Source organism: Carnobacterium divergens, from assembly GCF_900258435.1.
Lineage (GTDB): Bacteria > Bacillota > Bacilli > Lactobacillales > Carnobacteriaceae > Carnobacterium > Carnobacterium divergens_A.
Genome location: NZ_LT992558.1, coordinates 2,043,760 through 2,060,622 on the forward strand (window position 1 = coordinate 2,043,760; position 16,863 = coordinate 2,060,622).

Genomic DNA, 16,863 nt, shown 5'->3' on the forward strand with positions numbered 1-16,863 from the left:
TTTTTTTGTTATTATTTAGCTGCTGCGTAACGTTTTGCAACTTCATCCCAGTTTACAATGTTCCAGAATGCTTTAATATATTCAGGACGAACATTTTTGTAGTTTAGGTAGTAAGCATGTTCCCATACATCTAATCCTAAAATGGGTGTTTTGCCTTCTGATAATGGTGAGTCTTGATTTGGAGTTGAGATGATTGATAATTTTCCGCCATCTAATACTAACCAAGCCCAGCCAGAACCAAAACGAGTTGTTGCTGCTGCTGCGAATTCTTCTTTGAATTTATCAAAGCTACCAAAAGTAGCATCAATTGCTTCTTTAACTTCGCCAGTTGGAACACCACCAGCGTTTGGAGCCAAGATTTCCCAGAAGAAAGTATGGTTTACATGTCCACCACCATTGTTTCTTACGGCTGTGCGAATATCTTCAGGAATTGCATCTAAATTGCTCACTAATTCTTCTACAGTTTTGCTTCCTAATTCAGGATGTTTTTCAATCGCTGCATTTAAATTTGTTACGTAGGTATTGTGATGCTTGTCATGATGTAAGTGCATTGTTTCTTCATCGATATAAGGCGTTAATGCATCGTATGCATATGGTAATTCAGGTAATTGATAAGTCATGTTGTAGGTCCCCCAATAAATTTATTTTTGTATGTAATCCTTTTGACGACTACATTTCTACTCTACCACCTCTCGATTCAAATTTCAAAGTATCTGCTTACAAAAAATTTCTTTTTTTAATTTATGAACACTTTATGAACGTTCACTGGCTATTGAGTTTCTTTAGTGAAACGTTTAAAATAGAGAGGATGATTTGTTTTAGTTTCGTTGATACTTTTCATACAAAATAAAAAAAGGAGTGATTCCAATTCAAGTTATAACATTATTTATTGCTTCTTTAACCAAACCTGAGAAATTAAGTGAGGCGGTATCGTTAAAAAAAAGCAAAGTCTTTTTGTATTTAGTATTTCTTGCTTTAATCACAGCTATCCCATCCATTATTCAAGGAGTTAACGTCTTGAATGATTTTCAAAAAGTTTCGACTAAAATTCCTGAGTTTAAAATTGAAGAAGGTGTTTTAAAAACTAAGGACACTGAAAAAAGCTTTATTTATCAAACCAATTCGTTAATTTTTACTTTTGATCCAAATGGTGAACAAAGTGAAAAAGATGTGGATCAACATGCGATTGGTTCGGTTTCTAGTTTTGCTTTGTTAAAAGACCGATTCTATTTTAAGAGTGCCGTCAATTCTTACACTTTTAAGTACAGCGAATTAGCAGGCTTAAAAAACAGTGATTATGGCGATTTAATGGGTGTTTTTTCAATGCTACACGGTTTTATTATTGGGTTTACAATCTTTATGCTCCTTGTAGCTGCGATTATAGAAACGTTGATTAATACTTTACTGTATACGATTTTTGCGAATCTGCTTTGTTTATTAGCTAGAAGAACGATGACTTTTGCTGCCAATTGGTCGATTGCTTTGTTTGCTTCGACTCTCCCAACTCTCTTTTTTGCTTTCTTAAATAGCTTTGGGTTGTATCCACCGTTTCAAACGCAAATCGGATTGATTGTAACCTTGTTCTTTTATTACTATGCAATTAAGTCCATTCCAAAAAACAGTTAAAAAAAACTCCTTATCTTAATTGATAGGGAGTTTTTTTAACTATTATTTTTTCTTGTTCGCTTTTTTAATTGCTCTAGCTTGACTACGACGTTCCACACGACGTTTTTTCTCATTGCTTTCTTTAATAACCCGGCCGATTTTCTTTTTGTAGCCTGGTTTTACTTTTTTCTTCGATTTTTTCACAATTCCTTTTAATGACGGATCCAACACATCTTTTGATGTTTTTTCACGAGTTGTCCGACGGTTACGATCGTAAGTATCGATAATTTCACCATTTTTAATCGTTTTAGGTGAAAATTCAACACCAATTTTTTCAATATCCGCTACAAGAGCTTCATCACTTGGAGCGTATAAAGTAATTGCAGTCCCATTCATCCCATTACGACCTGTTCTTCCAACGCGGTGAATAAAGAAATCTAAATCGCGGGGGATTTCAGCATTAATAACATGTGAAACGCCTTCGATATCAATACCACGAGCAGCTAAATCGGTTGCAACTACAAATTGGTAATCAAGATTTTGAACTTGTTTCATAACGCGTTTTCTTTCACGAGGTTGAATGTCTCCATGAATTTTAGCAACTTTTAACCCTCTTGATTTTAAACCATCTGCTAACTCATCTACTTTTTGCTTCGTATTTGCAAAAACAATGGCTAGATAAGGTGTTCCTGTTGTTAATAGTTGATAAACAACATCTACACGGTCTCTTCCCTTTGTTGAAATCAACCAGTTGTCAATAGTTGGTGAAATAATTGATTTCGGTTGAATATGTTCGTAATGAGGATTTTCCATGTATTTTTTTAAGAAAGGTTTTAAGTTTTGTGGGATTGTTGCTGAAAAAACAAGCATTTGTAGGTTGTTTGGCAAGCGTCCTGCAATTTGATCGACATCTTCTAAGAATCCCATATCTAATGTCATATCTGCTTCATCAATAACTAAAACTGGCGCTGTATGAATCAATAAAGCATTTTCGTTTACCATATCTAAGATACGGCCTGGTGTACCAATCACAATATGTGGTTGTGTACCATTTAGTTTTGTCATTTGACGTTTTTTGTCCGTTCCACCTACGAAACTTTGAACAATAATTTTTTCTGGTGCATGTTTTGCAAGTTGCAATGCTGCTTGATAAATTTGTTCAGCTAACTCACGACTTGGTGTGGTAATAACTACTTGGACTTCTGCTTTTAAAGGATCAATTTTATTGAATAATGGAAGTAAAAAAGTATGGGTTTTTCCTGTTCCAGTTTGAGATTGTCCGATAACACTTTCGCCTTTCATGATGGCAGGGATCAATTTTTCTTGAACTTCAGTTGCTTCCTTGAAGCCAATCTCGTTGATTGCGTCTATTAAAAATGGTTGTAAACCAAATTTTTCAAAAGTATGTTCCATTTTTTCGCCTCTTTTCTCTTGGTGCTGTTTTGCATCCTTAATATTATAACATAAAAAAAGCCATTACGCTGACAAAATATTTCATTAACATCTGTTTTCTATTGTTTTTAGGTTTCTTTGTGTTCTGACATTTCCAAGGAAACTTCAATTTTTTTTCAGAAAGGATTGCGTCCCTCAAGATAAAACAGTACAATAAAAACAATAATAAAGTTATAATGAGGATTAGCTTATATAATTAAGCGGCATTTGAAAGCGAGGTACTCTCTATGAATCAAGAAAAAACAGCCCTTTTCACCATTTTCGGCGGAACAGGTGACTTAGCAAAACGAAAACTTTATCCATCTCTTTACCGTTTATATAAAAAAGGTTTTTTAAAAGAACATTTTGCAGTTATTGGAACGGCTAGACGTGAATGGACAAATGAATACTACCGTGAGATTGTAATGGAGACGATTAAAGATTTAGCTGATTCATCAGAAGAGGCGACAAAATTTGCAAGTCATTTTTACTATCAAGCTCATAACGTGACCGATACAGAACATTATTCGGAATTAAAAGAACTATCCACAAAGCTGAATGAAAAATATCAGCTTGAAAATAATCGCATTTACTATCTAGCGATGTCACCAAACTTCTTTGGGACCATTACCGAACATTTAAAAGCTGAAAAATTAATTACAGACGATGGATTCAATCGTTTGATTATCGAAAAACCATTTGGCCATGACTATGAAAGTGCGGCCGTCTTAAATGACCAAATTCGTGCCTCTTTCCATGAAAATCAAATTTATCGTATTGATCATTATCTAGGAAAAGAAATGATTCAAAACATTTCAGCGGTTCGTTTTGCAAATACTATTTTTGAATCGATGTGGAATAATCGCTATATCGACAATATTCAAATTACTTTGAGTGAATCGATTGGCGTTGAAGAACGTGGCGGCTACTATGAAACAAGTGGTGCGCTTCGTGATATGGTTCAAAACCATATTTTACAAGTGGTCTCTCTGCTAGCAATGGAGCCCCCAATTGAATTAAAAGACGAAGAAATTCGTGAAGAAAAAATCAAAGCACTGCGTTCTGTTCGCATCTTCAAACCAGAAGAAGTTCGTCATTATTTTGTTCGTGGTCAATATGGTGCAAGCACTGTTCATGACGAAAAATCACTTGGTTACCGTGAAGAACAAAATGTAGATCCCGCTTCACAAACAGAAACTTTTGTAGCAGGTAAAGTCATGATTGATAACTTTAGATGGGCTGGCGTTCCCTTCTACATTCGTACAGGTAAAAAATTGCGTGAAAAAGGAACTCAAATCAACATTCAATTTAAAGGGATGCCATTAAATCTTTTCAGCGAAGACCATTCAACTCCACAAGAACCAAATGTGTTGACGATTTACATTCAACCAACGGAAGGTTTTTCACTGCAATTAAATTCAAAAAAAATCGGTCAAGGGTTAGAAACGGAATTATTGAATTTAAAACATAAAAATTCGGCTGAAACTTCAGCAAATAGTCCAGAAGCTTATGAAAAATTAATTCTTGATTGTTTAAATGGAGACTCTACCAACTTCACTCATTGGGATGAAGTCGCTCAATCATGGAAATTTGTGGACGTTATTCGTCAAGCATGGGACAAAGAAACTCCTGAATTTCCAAATTATCCAAGTGGTTCAATGGGACCTGTTTGTAGCGATCAATTACTTGAAAAAGATGGTTTCAAATGGTTTTGGAATCCTACTGGTGAGTAATCACGTAATCGACAAAAAAAGTTCTTTCAAATTTGAAAGAACTTTTTTTGTTGAATTTTATTGATGCCACTCAATGGCTAATGCTTCAAATTCAGTAAGAATTTCTGCAATTTCTCCACGATCTTTTGCATTTGCACCACTCGCTAATGGATGCCCGCCGCCATGATGGCGTTTTGCTACTTCATTGATTGCTGGGCCTTTCGAGCGCAAGCGACAACGGAAGTAACCTTCTTCTTGTTCAACAAAAATCCCCCACATCAAAATGCCTTCGACACTTCCTGGCAACGAGACAATGGCTGCTGTTTCAGAATCAGCCACGCCAAATTCTTTTAAAATCTCATTTGTTAAAAGAACATTTCCAACGCCATTTTCGTCAACTTTAATGTTCTGTAAGACATAACCGGATAAATGGGCCACTGCTTTACTCATTGTATTTAGCTGATTATTTAATGCTGTGGCTGAAAATGAATAGTCCATTAATTCAGCAGCAATTTTTAAGGTATGAGAGGTTGTCGCTGGATATAGGAAACGCCCTGTGTCTCCGACTATTCCTGCGTATAATAGACGAGCTGCTTCATCTGTCATTGTTAACTCTGATTGACAAGCATGATAAAAATCAACAATAATTTCACTGCAGCTACTCGCTTCTGTGTTCACGTAGACAAGATCACCGTAGGGCTCATCATTTGGGTGGTGGTCTATTTTAATCAGCATATCGCCTTTTGAATAGTTTTCACCACTAATACGTGGACTATTTGCTGTATCCGTTACGATAACTAGTGCGTCTTTATAATCAGCAGCTTCTACTTGATCCATTTCAGATAAGAAAGCTAAGCCTTCAACCGATCCACCTGCTTTTAAAAGACGTTTTTCAGGAAACGATGCTTTTAATAGTTCATATAGTCCACCTTGTGAACCTAACGCGTCTGGGTCTGGTCTTTGATGGCGATGGATAATAATGGTTTGATGTTCTTTGATAGCTGTTAGTATTTCAGTGAAAATGGCTTCATTCATTCAATTTGCTCCTTTTCATTCGTTTAGTTAGGTACGCTCCATCAATTGACAAATCACAATGGCTTTGGCAACAAGAGTGTTTTCAATAAATACTTCAATGTCTAGCTTAGACGAGCGTCGTCCAATTTCTAGGACTCGCGGCCGAATCTCTAATTCGCTTTCTAATTGAATCATTTTAAAATAATGTAAATTCATTTGCTCAATGACTGCATTGCGCTTTTGATACGCTAAAAGTGTTCGCTGAGAAGCGCTAGCAACCAATTCGCTTAGTACACCAAATGAGATGGTTCCAACACTGTTGGTCATTTGAGGCGTCACTTTAAACTTGAATGCTGGAATAGCTGAATGCCAATCATCTGGATTTTCACTTGTCAATTCCAGTTGTTCTGCAATTTGATCGGCAATCGTATCTCCCACTTGAGGTTGACGTTGTGCTAGTTGCATTGCTTTCATCACATCTTGCCTAGAAATAATTCCAATCAAGGTTAAATCATCTTTCACAACAGGCATAACCTCTAGCCCATCCCAAATCATTAAATGCCCCACACTTGCCACACTCATATGCGTTTTAACATAAGAGGGGTCCTTTGTCATCACTCGTTCAATACTTAGGTTATCTGGCTTTCCAACTACATCTTTAGCTGTTACAATCCCGATTAAGCGCATTTTTTTATTCACAATTGGAAAACGGGAATGTCGACTTTCATCATTTAACTTGCGGTAATCCGCTACTGTATCTTCACTATTTAAATAGATGGTTTTTTCTACATTTGTAAAAATATCGCCAACGAGCATAATGTCTTTTTTAATCAGCTGATCCGTCATTGCTCGGTTGATTAACGTTGCAACCGTAAAGGAGTCATAGGTGGTTCGAATAACAGGCAATTTGGCCTGATTCGCTAATTCCACAATCTCCTCAGTTGTGTCAAATCCACCGGTAATTAAAACTGCTGCACCGTTTTCTAAAGCGAGGCGTTGAGCCCCAATTCGATTTCCGACAATCATTAGTGAACCTGGCGTAATGTAACGTAGCATGGCGTCTTCCTTCATCGCTCCGATGACAAATTTATTTAAGACTTTATCGAGTCCATCAATTCCGCCTAAAATGTCTCCTTCGATAATCTTCACGATTTCACCATAGGTTAATTTTTCAAAATGTTCTTTCATTTTGCGTTCAATTCGAATAGTTCCCACGCGTTGAATGGTCGAAACTAATCCTATATTTTCTGCTTCTTTAATGGCACGATAAGCAGTTCCTTCACTTACTTGTAAATTTTTAGCAATCAAACGTACTGAGATTCGCTCTCCAACTGGTAACGTTTCAATATACGTTAAGATCTGGTCATGTTTTGTTGTCATCTGCTATCCTCCGACTTTTTCAACTTATAATTCGATTATTTCTCCGACCTTTAATGCCATCCCTACGTCTTTAGGTAAGGCCTCAACAAAAGCGATTGGATCTTGTTCAATCAAAGGAAATGTATTGTAATGAATTGGCACAACTTTATTAGCGTTTAGCCATTTACTAGCGATTACGGCTTCTTCTGGTCCCATAGTGTAATTGTCGCCAATTGGTAAGAAAGCTACATCAATTTTGTTGAATTCTCCGATTAATTTCATATCTGAAAATAAAGCCGTATCTCCTGCATGATAAACAGTGTGACCTCCGTCACTCAAAACAATGCCGGCTGCTAAGCCAAATGTAACAGGTTGGCCTTGCACTTCGTACATTGAACCATGTATTGCGGGAGTCATTTTGATTAAACCGAAATCAAATTGATGTTTCCCACCCATCTGCATGCCGTGGGTTTGAAGACCTTGACTCGCAAAAAAGCCAGCTAATTCAGCATTTGCAACAATTAATGCTCCTGTTCGTTTGGCGATCTCGGCAGTATCTCCGATATGATCTGCATGAGCGTGGGTGACAATAATCACATCAGCTTCAATCGTGGTTGCATCCAAATCACTTAAGGGATTTCCTGTAATATAGGGATCTATTAAAATTTGCTTATCTGTATCTGTTAAAATTTTAACACAAGACTGTCCATGCCATGATATCTTCATTTCAATCGCTCCTTCTATGTTATAATCAAACACAAAAACTGTATTAGTATTCTTCTATTGTACAACTTATTCATCTAATTTGCACCTAGCATCCAATAAAAAAGTTCAAAAACTCTGTTTAGCAGAATTCTTGAACTTATTTTTCTTTTTCCCATAGTGGCAATACAATATTTTCAAAGGTTAACGGATCAAGATTGGTTACAGTAATTCCTAATAATCGAATTTCTTTCCCTATCAACCCAACGTCTTCCCATAAATTTGAAGCATGAAAATAAATTTCTTCGCCATCTTTGACATAGCTAGGCAAACTAATACGTTTAGTCATTGTTTCATAATCAGATGTACGCACTTTTAATACAACGACTTTTCCATGCTTTTGAACCTTTAGCAAAGAAGTGTCAACTTTTCCCGCTAAAAAACGTAGTTCTGCTAATACTTCCTCGTCTGTCGTTAACGGTTGCCCATACGTATGCTCTCGACCTACTGACTTACGCACTCGAGTGCTTTCAACTGGATTGTTATCAATTCCTCTTACTTTTCGATACAAAGAATAGCCCATCTTACCAAAGCGTTGGATCAAATCCATCTCGCTTTTTTCAACTAAATCTTGTCCCGTAAAAACGCCCCAATCATGCATTTTTTCAGCGGTTTTCTTTCCTACGCCATAAAATTTTCCAATGGGTAATTCTTTTAAAAAGACCAATGCTTTTTCTGGCGGAATCACTGTGATGCCGGCAGGTTTTTTATAGTCAGATGCTAGTTTTGCAATAAATTTATTGTAAGATACACCAGCGGAACAAGTTAAATGCAATTCTTCCCAAATTTCTTTTTGAATCATTTTTGCAATAACCGTAGCACTCGTAATTCCTTTTTTATTTTCTGTTACATCTAAATAAGCTTCGTCTAAGGCTAAGGGTTCAATGATATCTGTATAGTGCTTAAAGACTTCTCGAATTTGAGCAGAAATTTCTTGATAAAGTTCGTGCCTACCTGGAATAAAAATGGCTTGTGGGCAAAGTTCATAAGCTTTTTGAGCGCTCATAGCTGAATGGATGCCGTATTTTCTTGCTTCGTAATTAGCTGTCGTAACGACGCCTCTTCCCCCATTATCTTTTGGATGCCTAGCAATCACTAATGGTTTTCCTTTTAATTCAGGATTTTCACGTTCTTCTACAGAGGCATAGAAAGCATCCATATCCACATGAATAATTTTTCTTGACGTGTCTCTCACCGGTTCTGCAAATTGTAAAACGCCATGTTCCATCTTTCTACACCTCCATCTTTCCTTTCTATTATACACGAACACAAGTTCTTTCGCTAGAACAAACAAAAAAAGTTTACTTTCTGTCAAGAAAGTAAACTTAAAAAAAATTATTTAATAGATTCCATTTTTAATCGATAGGCTAATTCTTTTTTTTGACGATTTCGTTGTCTAACGGCTTGAATCAAGCCTTTTTTAGGTGAGAAGATAAAGACTAATAAGAAAGTTATCCCAATAATAACCGCAATCATCCCTGCAATTGAAACATCCAAGAACATCGCTAATTGGAATCCAACGATACTGTCTATCACACCCACAATGCCACTAATCCATAACATTTTCTTTAATTCATTTGTCAACAGATACGCGGTAACAGGTGGTCCCACAATAAAAGCTACTACTAAAATTGATCCAACTGCCTCAAAGGCTCCAACTGCAGTGACTGAAACCAGTGTCATCAACGCATAGTGTAAAATGACTGGCGAAAATCCTAATGCAGCGGCTAAAACCGCATCAAAAGTGGCTAATTTTAATTCTTTATAAAATAACAAGATAAAAATTAAGTTGATGATTAAAATAATCCCCATTGAGTAGATTCCTTGTGCTCCTATATCCACTCCAAAAATAACCATTCGCTCAAATGGCGCAAATGCCAATTCACCAAGCAATACTGAATCTGTATCTAAATGAACAGAACCTGCATAACGGGAAATCAAGATAATCGCAATACTAAACAGTAAAGGAAATACCACGCCAATTGAAGCATCTTTTGCTAATAGCTTTGTTTGATGAAGCAATTCTGTTAACCAAACCGTAAAAACGCCCATCAAAGCAGCACCCACAATTAAAAATGGTGATGCCAAATTTTCAGTTGCAAAAAACGCCACCACGATTCCTAATAAAATAGTATGAGTAATCGCATCAGCCATCATTGTCATTCCTCTTAAAACTAAAAAGACACCCAGTAAGGAACAAGCAAGTGAAACAATAATCGCAATCAATTGAATTTCTAATTCTGGATGCAACCTAATCGCCTCCTTGATTTAAGCGGATAATCAATGCTTTTTTTTGACGCCTACGCTGTTTTAATTTCCACATCATCCCACGATTTGGTGCTATCACTAAACTAATCAGCACAATCACGCTAATCACAACAACAATTGTTGGTCCTGTTGGAATTTGCTTACCTAAGGAACTAATAACCGTTCCTAAAACACCAGAAACACTGCCAAAAACCGCTGCTAAACTCACCATCACTGCTAAGCGGTTCGTCCATTGTCTCGCGGCAACAGCAGGTCCGATTAATAACGAACTCATTAAAATAACTCCAACTGTTTGCAACCCAATAATAATCGTTACGACCGTCATCGCCGATAATAAAATACTAATACCATGAACGGGGACACCAATACTCTTAGCAAAGACTTCATCAAAAGCAATTAATTTAAATTCTTTCCAGAATAAGAACATTAATACTAACATAACCATTCCGATTCCTAACATCCATTTGACATCACCTACTAATAAGGTAGAAGACTGACCAAAAATAAAACTTTTTAATCCTGCTTGATTGGCATCTGGCGTTTTTTGAATATAGGTTAGAAAAACCATGCCTAAACCAAAAAATACAGAAGTAATCAACGCTAATGCGCTATCAAATTTTATTTTTGAATACTTAACAATGCTCATAATCAGCCATGTTGCAACTAATCCTGAGATTAAAGCCCCTATCAACAAAACTTCTGTCTGTTTAATATTCGTAATCATAAAGGCTAAACATATCCCTGGTAGCGCCGCATGACTGACAGCATCCCCCAACAAGCTCTGCTTTCGAAGCACAGCAAAACTACCAATAACGCCACTTAGCAATCCCAACAAGGCAGAGCCAAGTGCAACAACTTGAAACGTATAATCTGAAAAAAGAGTCCAAAATGTCATCTAATTCCTCACCTCTTTTGGCAACCTTTCAGCAGTTTGATAGGTTTTTGCGATATTTTCTGCTGTAAAGGTACTTTCTACTGATCCCGTTGCGACTAAAGCTTGATTGACCAGTACAACGTTATCAAAGTATTCTGGTACGGTTTGTAAATCATGATGCACCACAACAATCGTCTTGCCTTCATCTTTTAATTCTTTCAGTAACCCAATAATGATTTTCTCAGTTTGGGCATCTACTCCTTGAAACGGTTCATCCATCAAATAAATTTCCGCTTCTTGTACAAGCGCGCGTGCTAAGAAAACACGCTGACGTTGACCTCCAGATAGCTGACTAATTTGACGAGTTGAAAATTCAGACATTCCTACTTTTTCTAGCATTTTTTTAGCTAAGTCAAAATCCGCTTTTTTAGGACGTTTAAACCACCCGAGATGTCCATAACGCCCCATTACAACGACATCTATTACCGTTGCTGGAAAATCCCAATCGACACTTCCATTTTGTGGGACATAGGCAACCAAGTTTTTACTTGATTGATAACTTTGCTGCATTTGGTTTCTAAATTGAAAAGTTACTTCACCCGCAACCGGTTTAATTAAATTGATAACGGCTTTAATTAAGGTGGTTTTTCCAGCTCCGTTTGGACCGATAATCGCTGTTAATTGTCCTTTTGGTATTGCTAAACTGACATTCCACAGAACTGGTTTTTCATCATAAGCAACTGTTAATCGTTGAATCGAAATTGCTTGTTTAGTTTGTTCCATTAGTTTCACCCGCTTACTTTTTTATTTTAATGCATTCACAATTGTATCTGTATTTGCTTTTAATGTTTTGATATAAGTGGCTGTATCGTGTTTTTCATCTCCTAAAGAATCTGAATACAACTCGCCACCAATTTTTACGTCAAAGCCTTTTGCTTTTGTCGCCGCTTGTAACGCTTCAATTGTTTTAGTCGGAACCGATGATTCAACAAAGATTGCTTTGATTTGGTTTTTTACAATAAAATCAGCTAATTTGCGCATATCTCCAGTACCTGCTTCTGCTTGTGTACTAATTCCTTGTAAGCCTACTACTTCAAAATCATAACGTTGACCAAAATAACGAAAAGCATCATGGGCTGTCACTAAGATTCGTTTTTCTTTTGGCAACTCTTGCACCTTATCCATCATATACTGGTCCAATTCAACCAATTCTGCCAGGTAACGATCTAAATTTGTTTGATAAGTCGCTTGATGTTTTGAATCTGCTTTAATTAATCCTTTAGCAACTTCTTTGGCGCCTTGTTGCCACATGGAGACGTCAAACCAAATATGGGGATCTGGTTGACTAGAATTATCTTCTGATTTGAGTAATTTAGTTGTATCAAGACCGTTTTCAATTTTAATAACATTTTTACCACGTTTATCTAGCGCTTCAAAAACGTCTCCCATCTTTCCTTCTAAATGCAAACCATTGTACACCACAACATCTGCTGTCTGCATTTTAGTAACATCTTTTGCACTTGCTTGATAGAGATGCGGATCAATTCCTGGTCCCATCAATCCGTTCACTTGAACTTTATCTCCGCCGATATTTTCAACTAAATCGGTTAACATTGTGGTTGTTGCGACGACTTGTAGCTTATTTGGATCTTTTTGAGAAGCATTGCTTTGACAACCCGTCATCACTAAAACACTGAGTCCTATTAAGATAAGAAGATAGCTTCTTTTCATTTCATCTCTCCTCCTATTTGATTAGTTATAATGGTTGAATAAATAAATTACAGGCAGCTTTATAGCTTATTTGAATGGCCTGATCATCTTTAGTAAGCGTAATCGGTCCTTCATAAGCACCAATTTCAGTAATACGACATTGGTCGCCAATATTAATTCCTACTGTCACTAAATAGTCTAATAATTCTCGATCATCTAATACTCGTTGGATTTTCACATCGGTATTTACTGGCATTTCTACTAAAGTTTGTAGTGGGCTTTCGATAATTTTTCCCTGTTTATCAGGGATTACTCCGCCATGAGGACAATTAGCAGGAAAATTGAGGTATTCTTCTAAATGATTGGCTAAATTAGAAGACGTTACATGTTCCAAAACTTCTGCTTCATCATGAACTTCATTCCAAGAATAGCCCAAATGTTCTACTAAAAAGACTTCCCACAAACGATGCTTGCGTACTAAAATACTGGCTTCATGTAAACCAGCTTCTGTTAATTGAGCTCCTTGATAAGGCGTATGGTCAATGTATCCTTCTTTTAATAATTTCGACATCATTTCGCTAACAGATGCTGCCGAAACACTTAAACCTGTTACAATTTGTTTATTATTTATTTTTTGATTGGCTCCGCCTAATTCAAATATTATTTTTAAGTAGTCTTCTTTATTGGGTGTCATCTTATTTTTCACCTTTCTTTTAAGAAAATTTATTTTTAGGTTCCCCTAACTTTTAATACTATCATATCGAAAAACTCTTTAAATATCAAGATTTATTCTCTTTTTAAGTTTAAATTTACAAACTATATTAAAAAATGTAGGTTTATTTCAATTCTAAAACAATCAAATAAAAAAATAACGAACATAGAGTCGATTTTAATTGTTTTGGTTAATTATAAAGAAAAAAGCCCACTATCAGTTTCGATAGTGGACTCTTGTTTTATTTAATCTTATTCACCAATATATGAATCAATGATAATTTGACGTAATTCAACAATTAATGGTTCTTTTGGATTTGCTGTAGTACATTGATCTTCAAATGCTAATTCAGCCATGCGATCTACAGTTGTATCTAATGTCGTTTGAGTAACACCTTGGCCTTTTAGACTCATATCAATGTTTAAATCTTTACCTAATTTGATGATTTCTTGAACAAGTGATTCAACTAATTCAGCTGTTGAGTTGCCTTTAAAGCCCATAAAGCGAGCGATATCAGCATAGTCTTCATCTGCACGGAAATATTCGTATTTAGGGAATAAAGCGTGTTTTGAAGGATCTTTAGCGTTATAACGAATAACATGTGGCATTAGGATCGCATTTGTACGACCATGAGGAATATTATACTCTCCACCAATTTTGTGGGCAATTGAGTGGTTAATTCCTAAGAAAGCATTGGCAAAAGCCATACCCGCCATTGTTGACGCATTGTGCATTTTTTCTCTTGCTTCTTCATTTGCTGTGTTGTAAGAATCACGTAGGTTTTCAAAAACCAATTTGATTGCTTGTAAGCTTAGTCCACGAGTATAGTCACTTGCCATGACAGATACATACGACTCGATTGCATGAGTTAATACATCCATCCCTGTATCAGCAGTTACTGATTTAGGAACACTCATTACAAATTGTGAATCAATAATCGCTACGTCTGGTGTTAACGCGTAGTCGGCTAATGGGTATTTCACATGTGTTTCACTATCTGTAATTACTGCAAATGGTGTTACTTCTGAACCTGTTCCTGAAGTTGTTGGGATACATACAAATTGTGTTTTTGTTAATGATGGAATTTTGTACGTACGTTTTCTGATATCTAAGAATTTTTGTTTTGCTCCAAAGAATTCAGTTTCTGGTTTTTCATAGAATAACCACATGCCTTTAGCTGCGTCCATTGCAGATCCACCACCAAGTGCGATGATTGTATCTGGTTCAAAGGCGATCATTGCTTCTGTACCTGCTTTAACGGTGTTTGAAGATGGGTTAGGTTCCACTTGTGAGAAGACTTCGATTTTAACGTTATTTTGACGTTTGTATAGTTCTTTCATTACTAAGTCAGCGTAGCCAAATTGAACCATTCCTGGATCACATACTAAGAAGACGCGTTCAACGTTTTCCATTTTTTGTAAATATTGTACTGAATTTTTTTCGAAGTATACTCTTGAAGGAAGTCTAAACCATTGCATATTTTTTCTCCGTTTCGCGATTGTTTTAATGTTCAATAAGTTGATTGTTGAAACATTTTTTGAAATTGAGTTTTTACCATAAGATCCACAACCTAATGTTAGTGATGGAATCATGTTGTTGTATAAATCACCAATCCCACCTTGTGCAGTTGGAGAGTTAACCAAGATACGACAAGCTTTCATTTGAATACCAAATTCGCGTGCTAAGTTGTCATCTAATGTGTGAATTGCTGCTGAATGACCTAAACCACCAAGTTCTAACATTGTTTCACATAGTTCAAAGGCATGTTTAGTGCTTTCTGCTTTCATCATCGCCAATACTGGTGATAATTTTTCACGTGACAATGGATAGTCAGCGCCAGCACCATCTAATTCAGCAATTAAGATTTTAGTTCTTTCTGGTACTTTAATCCCTGCTAATTTAGCAATTTCATAAGCCGATTTCCCAACAATTGCTGCGTTTACAGCATATTTTCCTTCGTTCATTACAACGGCTTCTAATTTTGCTAATTCTTTAGCTTTCACTACATATACTTGATGTCTTTCAAATTCAGCTTTTACTTCGTCATAAATTTCAGCATCTACGATTACGGCTTGCTCTGATGCACAAATCATTCCATTATCAAATGATTTTGATGCAATTACGTCATTAACAGCACGTTTAATTTTTGCAGTTTTTTCAATATAACTTGGAACGTTTCCTGGGCCTACGCCAAGTGCTGGTTTGCCAGTTGAATAAGCTGATTTTACCATGCCTGATCCACCGGTTGCTAAAACGATTGCAATGTCTGGGTGATTCATTAATGTGCTTGTTGCTTCAAGTGATGGGTATTCAACCCATTGGATACATCCTTCAGGCGCTCCTGCTTTGATAGCTGCTTCGTAAAGAATACGAGCTGCTTCAGCTGAACATTTTTGAGCGGATGGATGGAAAGCAAAAATAATTGGGTTACGGGTTTTAATTGAAATCATCGCTTTAAACATAGTTGTTGAGGTTGGATTTGTCACAGGAGTAACACCACAAACGATTCCAACTGGAGCTGCAACTTCCATTAGTTGAGTTTGTTCGTCATCGCTAATAACACCAACTGTTTTATTGTGTTTGATTGAATTCCAAATGGATTCAGTCGCAAACATGTTTTTAATACATTTATCTTCATAAATACCACGACCTGTTTCTTCAACTGCCATTTTTGCTAATGGCATATGTTGTTCTAATCCAGCGAGTGCCATTTGATGAACAATGTAGTCAATTTTTTCTTGATCGAATGTTTCAAGGACTTTTAATGCTTCTAACCCTTTGCTTGCTAATCCATCAATCATTGATTGAACATTGTTTTCTTCTGCAACTTGTGTTTCTACTTTAGCTTTAACCATTTGTAGGTTCCTCCTATAGTGACTAACATTTTATTTTTAGTTTGTTAACTTCTTCACAAGAACATCATACAATGTTTTTTTAAGTTTGTAAATAGTTTTTTGTGATTATTTTCACTAATAATAAATTCCTTTACAGTACAAGGATAAAAGAGTATTTAAGCAACAAGGATGTAAGGGGATTCAAAAATAAAAATGTTTTTATTTGTTTTTTTAAATTTGAACCTTTTTCACAATCGAACCACAAAAAGAAGGAGACTGTTTTTTTGGACAGTCTCCTTCTTTTACAATAAATCATCAATTTCCATTAAGTCTAAAGAATCTACTTTATAAATCTGAGCCTCTAAAGATGCAAAATCTAAATAATCATTTGGAGATAATTTACAAATTTGCGAAATCTGTTGGTAATAATGTTCTGGTACTTGTCTTTTCCAACTAAAGCGAGTCAAATAGCGCCATAAATCTTCTTCATTGATTTGTGAGTAGCCTAATCGGTGAAACTCTTTAATTTTTAAAGATAACCATGGGGTGAATCGTTCGTACTCAACAAATGAATCCATCGTC

15 protein-coding genes are annotated in these 16,863 nt (G+C 36.1%); 2 read left to right on the forward strand and 13 right to left on the reverse strand.

Going from position 1 to position 16,863, the window contains the following annotated elements; genetic code table 11:
- Positions 1–11: 11 nt before the first annotated feature.
- Positions 12–620 (reverse strand): superoxide dismutase, encoded by a 609-nt coding sequence (locus CDIMF43_RS10290; RefSeq protein ID WP_074403208.1) that lies wholly within the window; start codon positions 618–620, stop codon positions 12–14.
- A gap of 238 nt (positions 621–858) precedes the next feature.
- Between CDIMF43_RS10290 and CDIMF43_RS10295 the strand changes: the two genes are divergently transcribed.
- Positions 859–1,626 carry a DUF1189 domain-containing protein gene (locus CDIMF43_RS10295; protein WP_162532932.1) on the forward strand — a complete coding sequence of 256 codons (768 nt, stop codon included), beginning with the start codon at positions 859–861 and terminating at the stop codon, positions 1,624–1,626.
- Positions 1,627–1,668: 42 nt separating this feature from the next.
- On the opposite strand, the gene CDIMF43_RS10300 is transcribed toward CDIMF43_RS10295, so the two are convergent.
- Entirely contained in the window at positions 1,669–3,018 is a 1,350-nt protein-coding gene (locus CDIMF43_RS10300) for a DEAD/DEAH box helicase (protein WP_034568979.1), read from the reverse strand.
- Between the two features lie 266 nt (positions 3,019–3,284).
- Between CDIMF43_RS10300 and zwf the strand changes: the two genes are divergently transcribed.
- Entirely contained in the window at positions 3,285–4,769 is a 1,485-nt protein-coding gene (zwf, locus tag CDIMF43_RS10305; protein ID WP_109841922.1) for a glucose-6-phosphate dehydrogenase, read from the forward strand.
- A 57-nt stretch (positions 4,770–4,826) separates the two neighbouring features.
- On the opposite strand, the gene CDIMF43_RS10310 is transcribed toward zwf, so the two are convergent.
- From CDIMF43_RS10310 to CDIMF43_RS10360, 11 genes are all read right to left on the reverse strand, one after another.
- Positions 4,827–5,783: a DHH family phosphoesterase gene (locus CDIMF43_RS10310; RefSeq protein ID WP_109841923.1), complete on the reverse strand. Its 957-nt coding sequence runs from the start codon at positions 5,781–5,783 to the stop codon at positions 4,827–4,829.
- A 27-nt stretch (positions 5,784–5,810) separates the two neighbouring features.
- On the reverse strand, positions 5,811–7,142 hold the full coding sequence (locus CDIMF43_RS10315; protein WP_034568974.1) for a DRTGG domain-containing protein: 1,332 nt from the start codon (positions 7,140–7,142) through the stop codon (positions 5,811–5,813).
- A 24-nt stretch (positions 7,143–7,166) separates the two neighbouring features.
- A complete protein-coding gene (locus tag CDIMF43_RS10320) occupies positions 7,167–7,847 on the reverse strand; it encodes a metal-dependent hydrolase (RefSeq protein WP_109841924.1) in 681 nt (226 codons plus the stop codon).
- Positions 7,848–7,983: 136 nt separating this feature from the next.
- The gene (dinB, locus tag CDIMF43_RS10325) at positions 7,984–9,111 is read right to left on the reverse strand and encodes a DNA polymerase IV (RefSeq protein WP_074403218.1); all 1,128 of its coding nucleotides are present in this window, start codon (positions 9,109–9,111) and stop codon (positions 7,984–7,986) included.
- Between the two features lie 107 nt (positions 9,112–9,218).
- Positions 9,219–10,133, reverse strand: coding sequence for a metal ABC transporter permease (locus tag CDIMF43_RS10330; RefSeq protein WP_074403220.1), 915 nt, complete (start codon positions 10,131–10,133; stop codon positions 9,219–9,221).
- Between the two features lies 1 nt (position 10,134).
- Positions 10,135–11,046, reverse strand: a complete 912-nt coding sequence (locus CDIMF43_RS10335) for a metal ABC transporter permease (protein ID WP_074403222.1) — start codon at positions 11,044–11,046, stop codon at positions 10,135–10,137.
- Positions 11,047–11,808, reverse strand: coding sequence for a metal ABC transporter ATP-binding protein (locus CDIMF43_RS10340; protein ID WP_109841925.1), 762 nt, complete (start codon positions 11,806–11,808; stop codon positions 11,047–11,049). It abuts the gene before it with no gap.
- A 21-nt stretch (positions 11,809–11,829) separates the two neighbouring features.
- Complete coding sequence (locus CDIMF43_RS10345; RefSeq protein ID WP_109841926.1) at positions 11,830–12,756, reverse strand: metal ABC transporter solute-binding protein, Zn/Mn family; 927 nt, start codon at positions 12,754–12,756, stop codon at positions 11,830–11,832.
- Positions 12,757–12,781: 25 nt separating this feature from the next.
- Positions 12,782–13,429, reverse strand: a complete 648-nt coding sequence (locus CDIMF43_RS10350) for a metal-dependent transcriptional regulator (RefSeq protein WP_074403227.1) — start codon at positions 13,427–13,429, stop codon at positions 12,782–12,784.
- A 269-nt stretch (positions 13,430–13,698) separates the two neighbouring features.
- Positions 13,699–16,302: a bifunctional acetaldehyde-CoA/alcohol dehydrogenase gene (adhE, locus tag CDIMF43_RS10355; protein ID WP_074403229.1), complete on the reverse strand. Its 2,604-nt coding sequence runs from the start codon at positions 16,300–16,302 to the stop codon at positions 13,699–13,701.
- Between the two features lie 281 nt (positions 16,303–16,583).
- Positions 16,584–16,859: a post-transcriptional regulator gene (locus tag CDIMF43_RS10360; RefSeq protein WP_074403407.1), complete on the reverse strand. Its 276-nt coding sequence runs from the start codon at positions 16,857–16,859 to the stop codon at positions 16,584–16,586.
- Positions 16,860–16,863: the final 4 nt, after the last annotated feature.

What these genes read in the sequence shown, in the direction of transcription:
- CDIMF43_RS10350 (WP_074403227.1), bottom strand. Translation starts at nt 13,429, where the DNA reads ATGACACCCAATAAAGAAGACTACTTAAAAATAATATTTGAATTAGGC.
- CDIMF43_RS10360 (WP_074403407.1), bottom strand. Translation starts at nt 16,859, where the DNA reads ATGGATTCATTTGTTGAGTACGAACGATTCACCCCATGGTTATCTTTA.
- CDIMF43_RS10335 (WP_074403222.1), bottom strand. Translation starts at nt 11,046, where the DNA reads ATGACATTTTGGACTCTTTTTTCAGATTATACGTTTCAAGTTGTTGCA.
- CDIMF43_RS10315 (WP_034568974.1), bottom strand. Translation starts at nt 7,142, where the DNA reads ATGACAACAAAACATGACCAGATCTTAACGTATATTGAAACGTTACCA.
- CDIMF43_RS10290 (WP_074403208.1), bottom strand. Translation starts at nt 620, where the DNA reads ATGACTTATCAATTACCTGAATTACCATATGCATACGATGCATTAACG.
- CDIMF43_RS10300 (WP_034568979.1), bottom strand. Translation starts at nt 3,018, where the DNA reads ATGGAACATACTTTTGAAAAATTTGGTTTACAACCATTTTTAATAGAC.
- zwf (WP_109841922.1), top strand. Translation starts at nt 3,285, where the DNA reads ATGAATCAAGAAAAAACAGCCCTTTTCACCATTTTCGGCGGAACAGGT.
- CDIMF43_RS10320 (WP_109841924.1), bottom strand. Translation starts at nt 7,847, where the DNA reads ATGAAGATATCATGGCATGGACAGTCTTGTGTTAAAATTTTAACAGAT.
- adhE (WP_074403229.1), bottom strand. Translation starts at nt 16,302, where the DNA reads ATGGTTAAAGCTAAAGTAGAAACACAAGTTGCAGAAGAAAACAATGTT.
- CDIMF43_RS10340 (WP_109841925.1), bottom strand. Translation starts at nt 11,808, where the DNA reads ATGGAACAAACTAAACAAGCAATTTCGATTCAACGATTAACAGTTGCT.
- CDIMF43_RS10310 (WP_109841923.1), bottom strand. Translation starts at nt 5,783, where the DNA reads ATGAATGAAGCCATTTTCACTGAAATACTAACAGCTATCAAAGAACAT.
- dinB (WP_074403218.1), bottom strand. Translation starts at nt 9,111, where the DNA reads ATGGAACATGGCGTTTTACAATTTGCAGAACCGGTGAGAGACACGTCA.
- CDIMF43_RS10345 (WP_109841926.1), bottom strand. Translation starts at nt 12,756, where the DNA reads ATGAAAAGAAGCTATCTTCTTATCTTAATAGGACTCAGTGTTTTAGTG.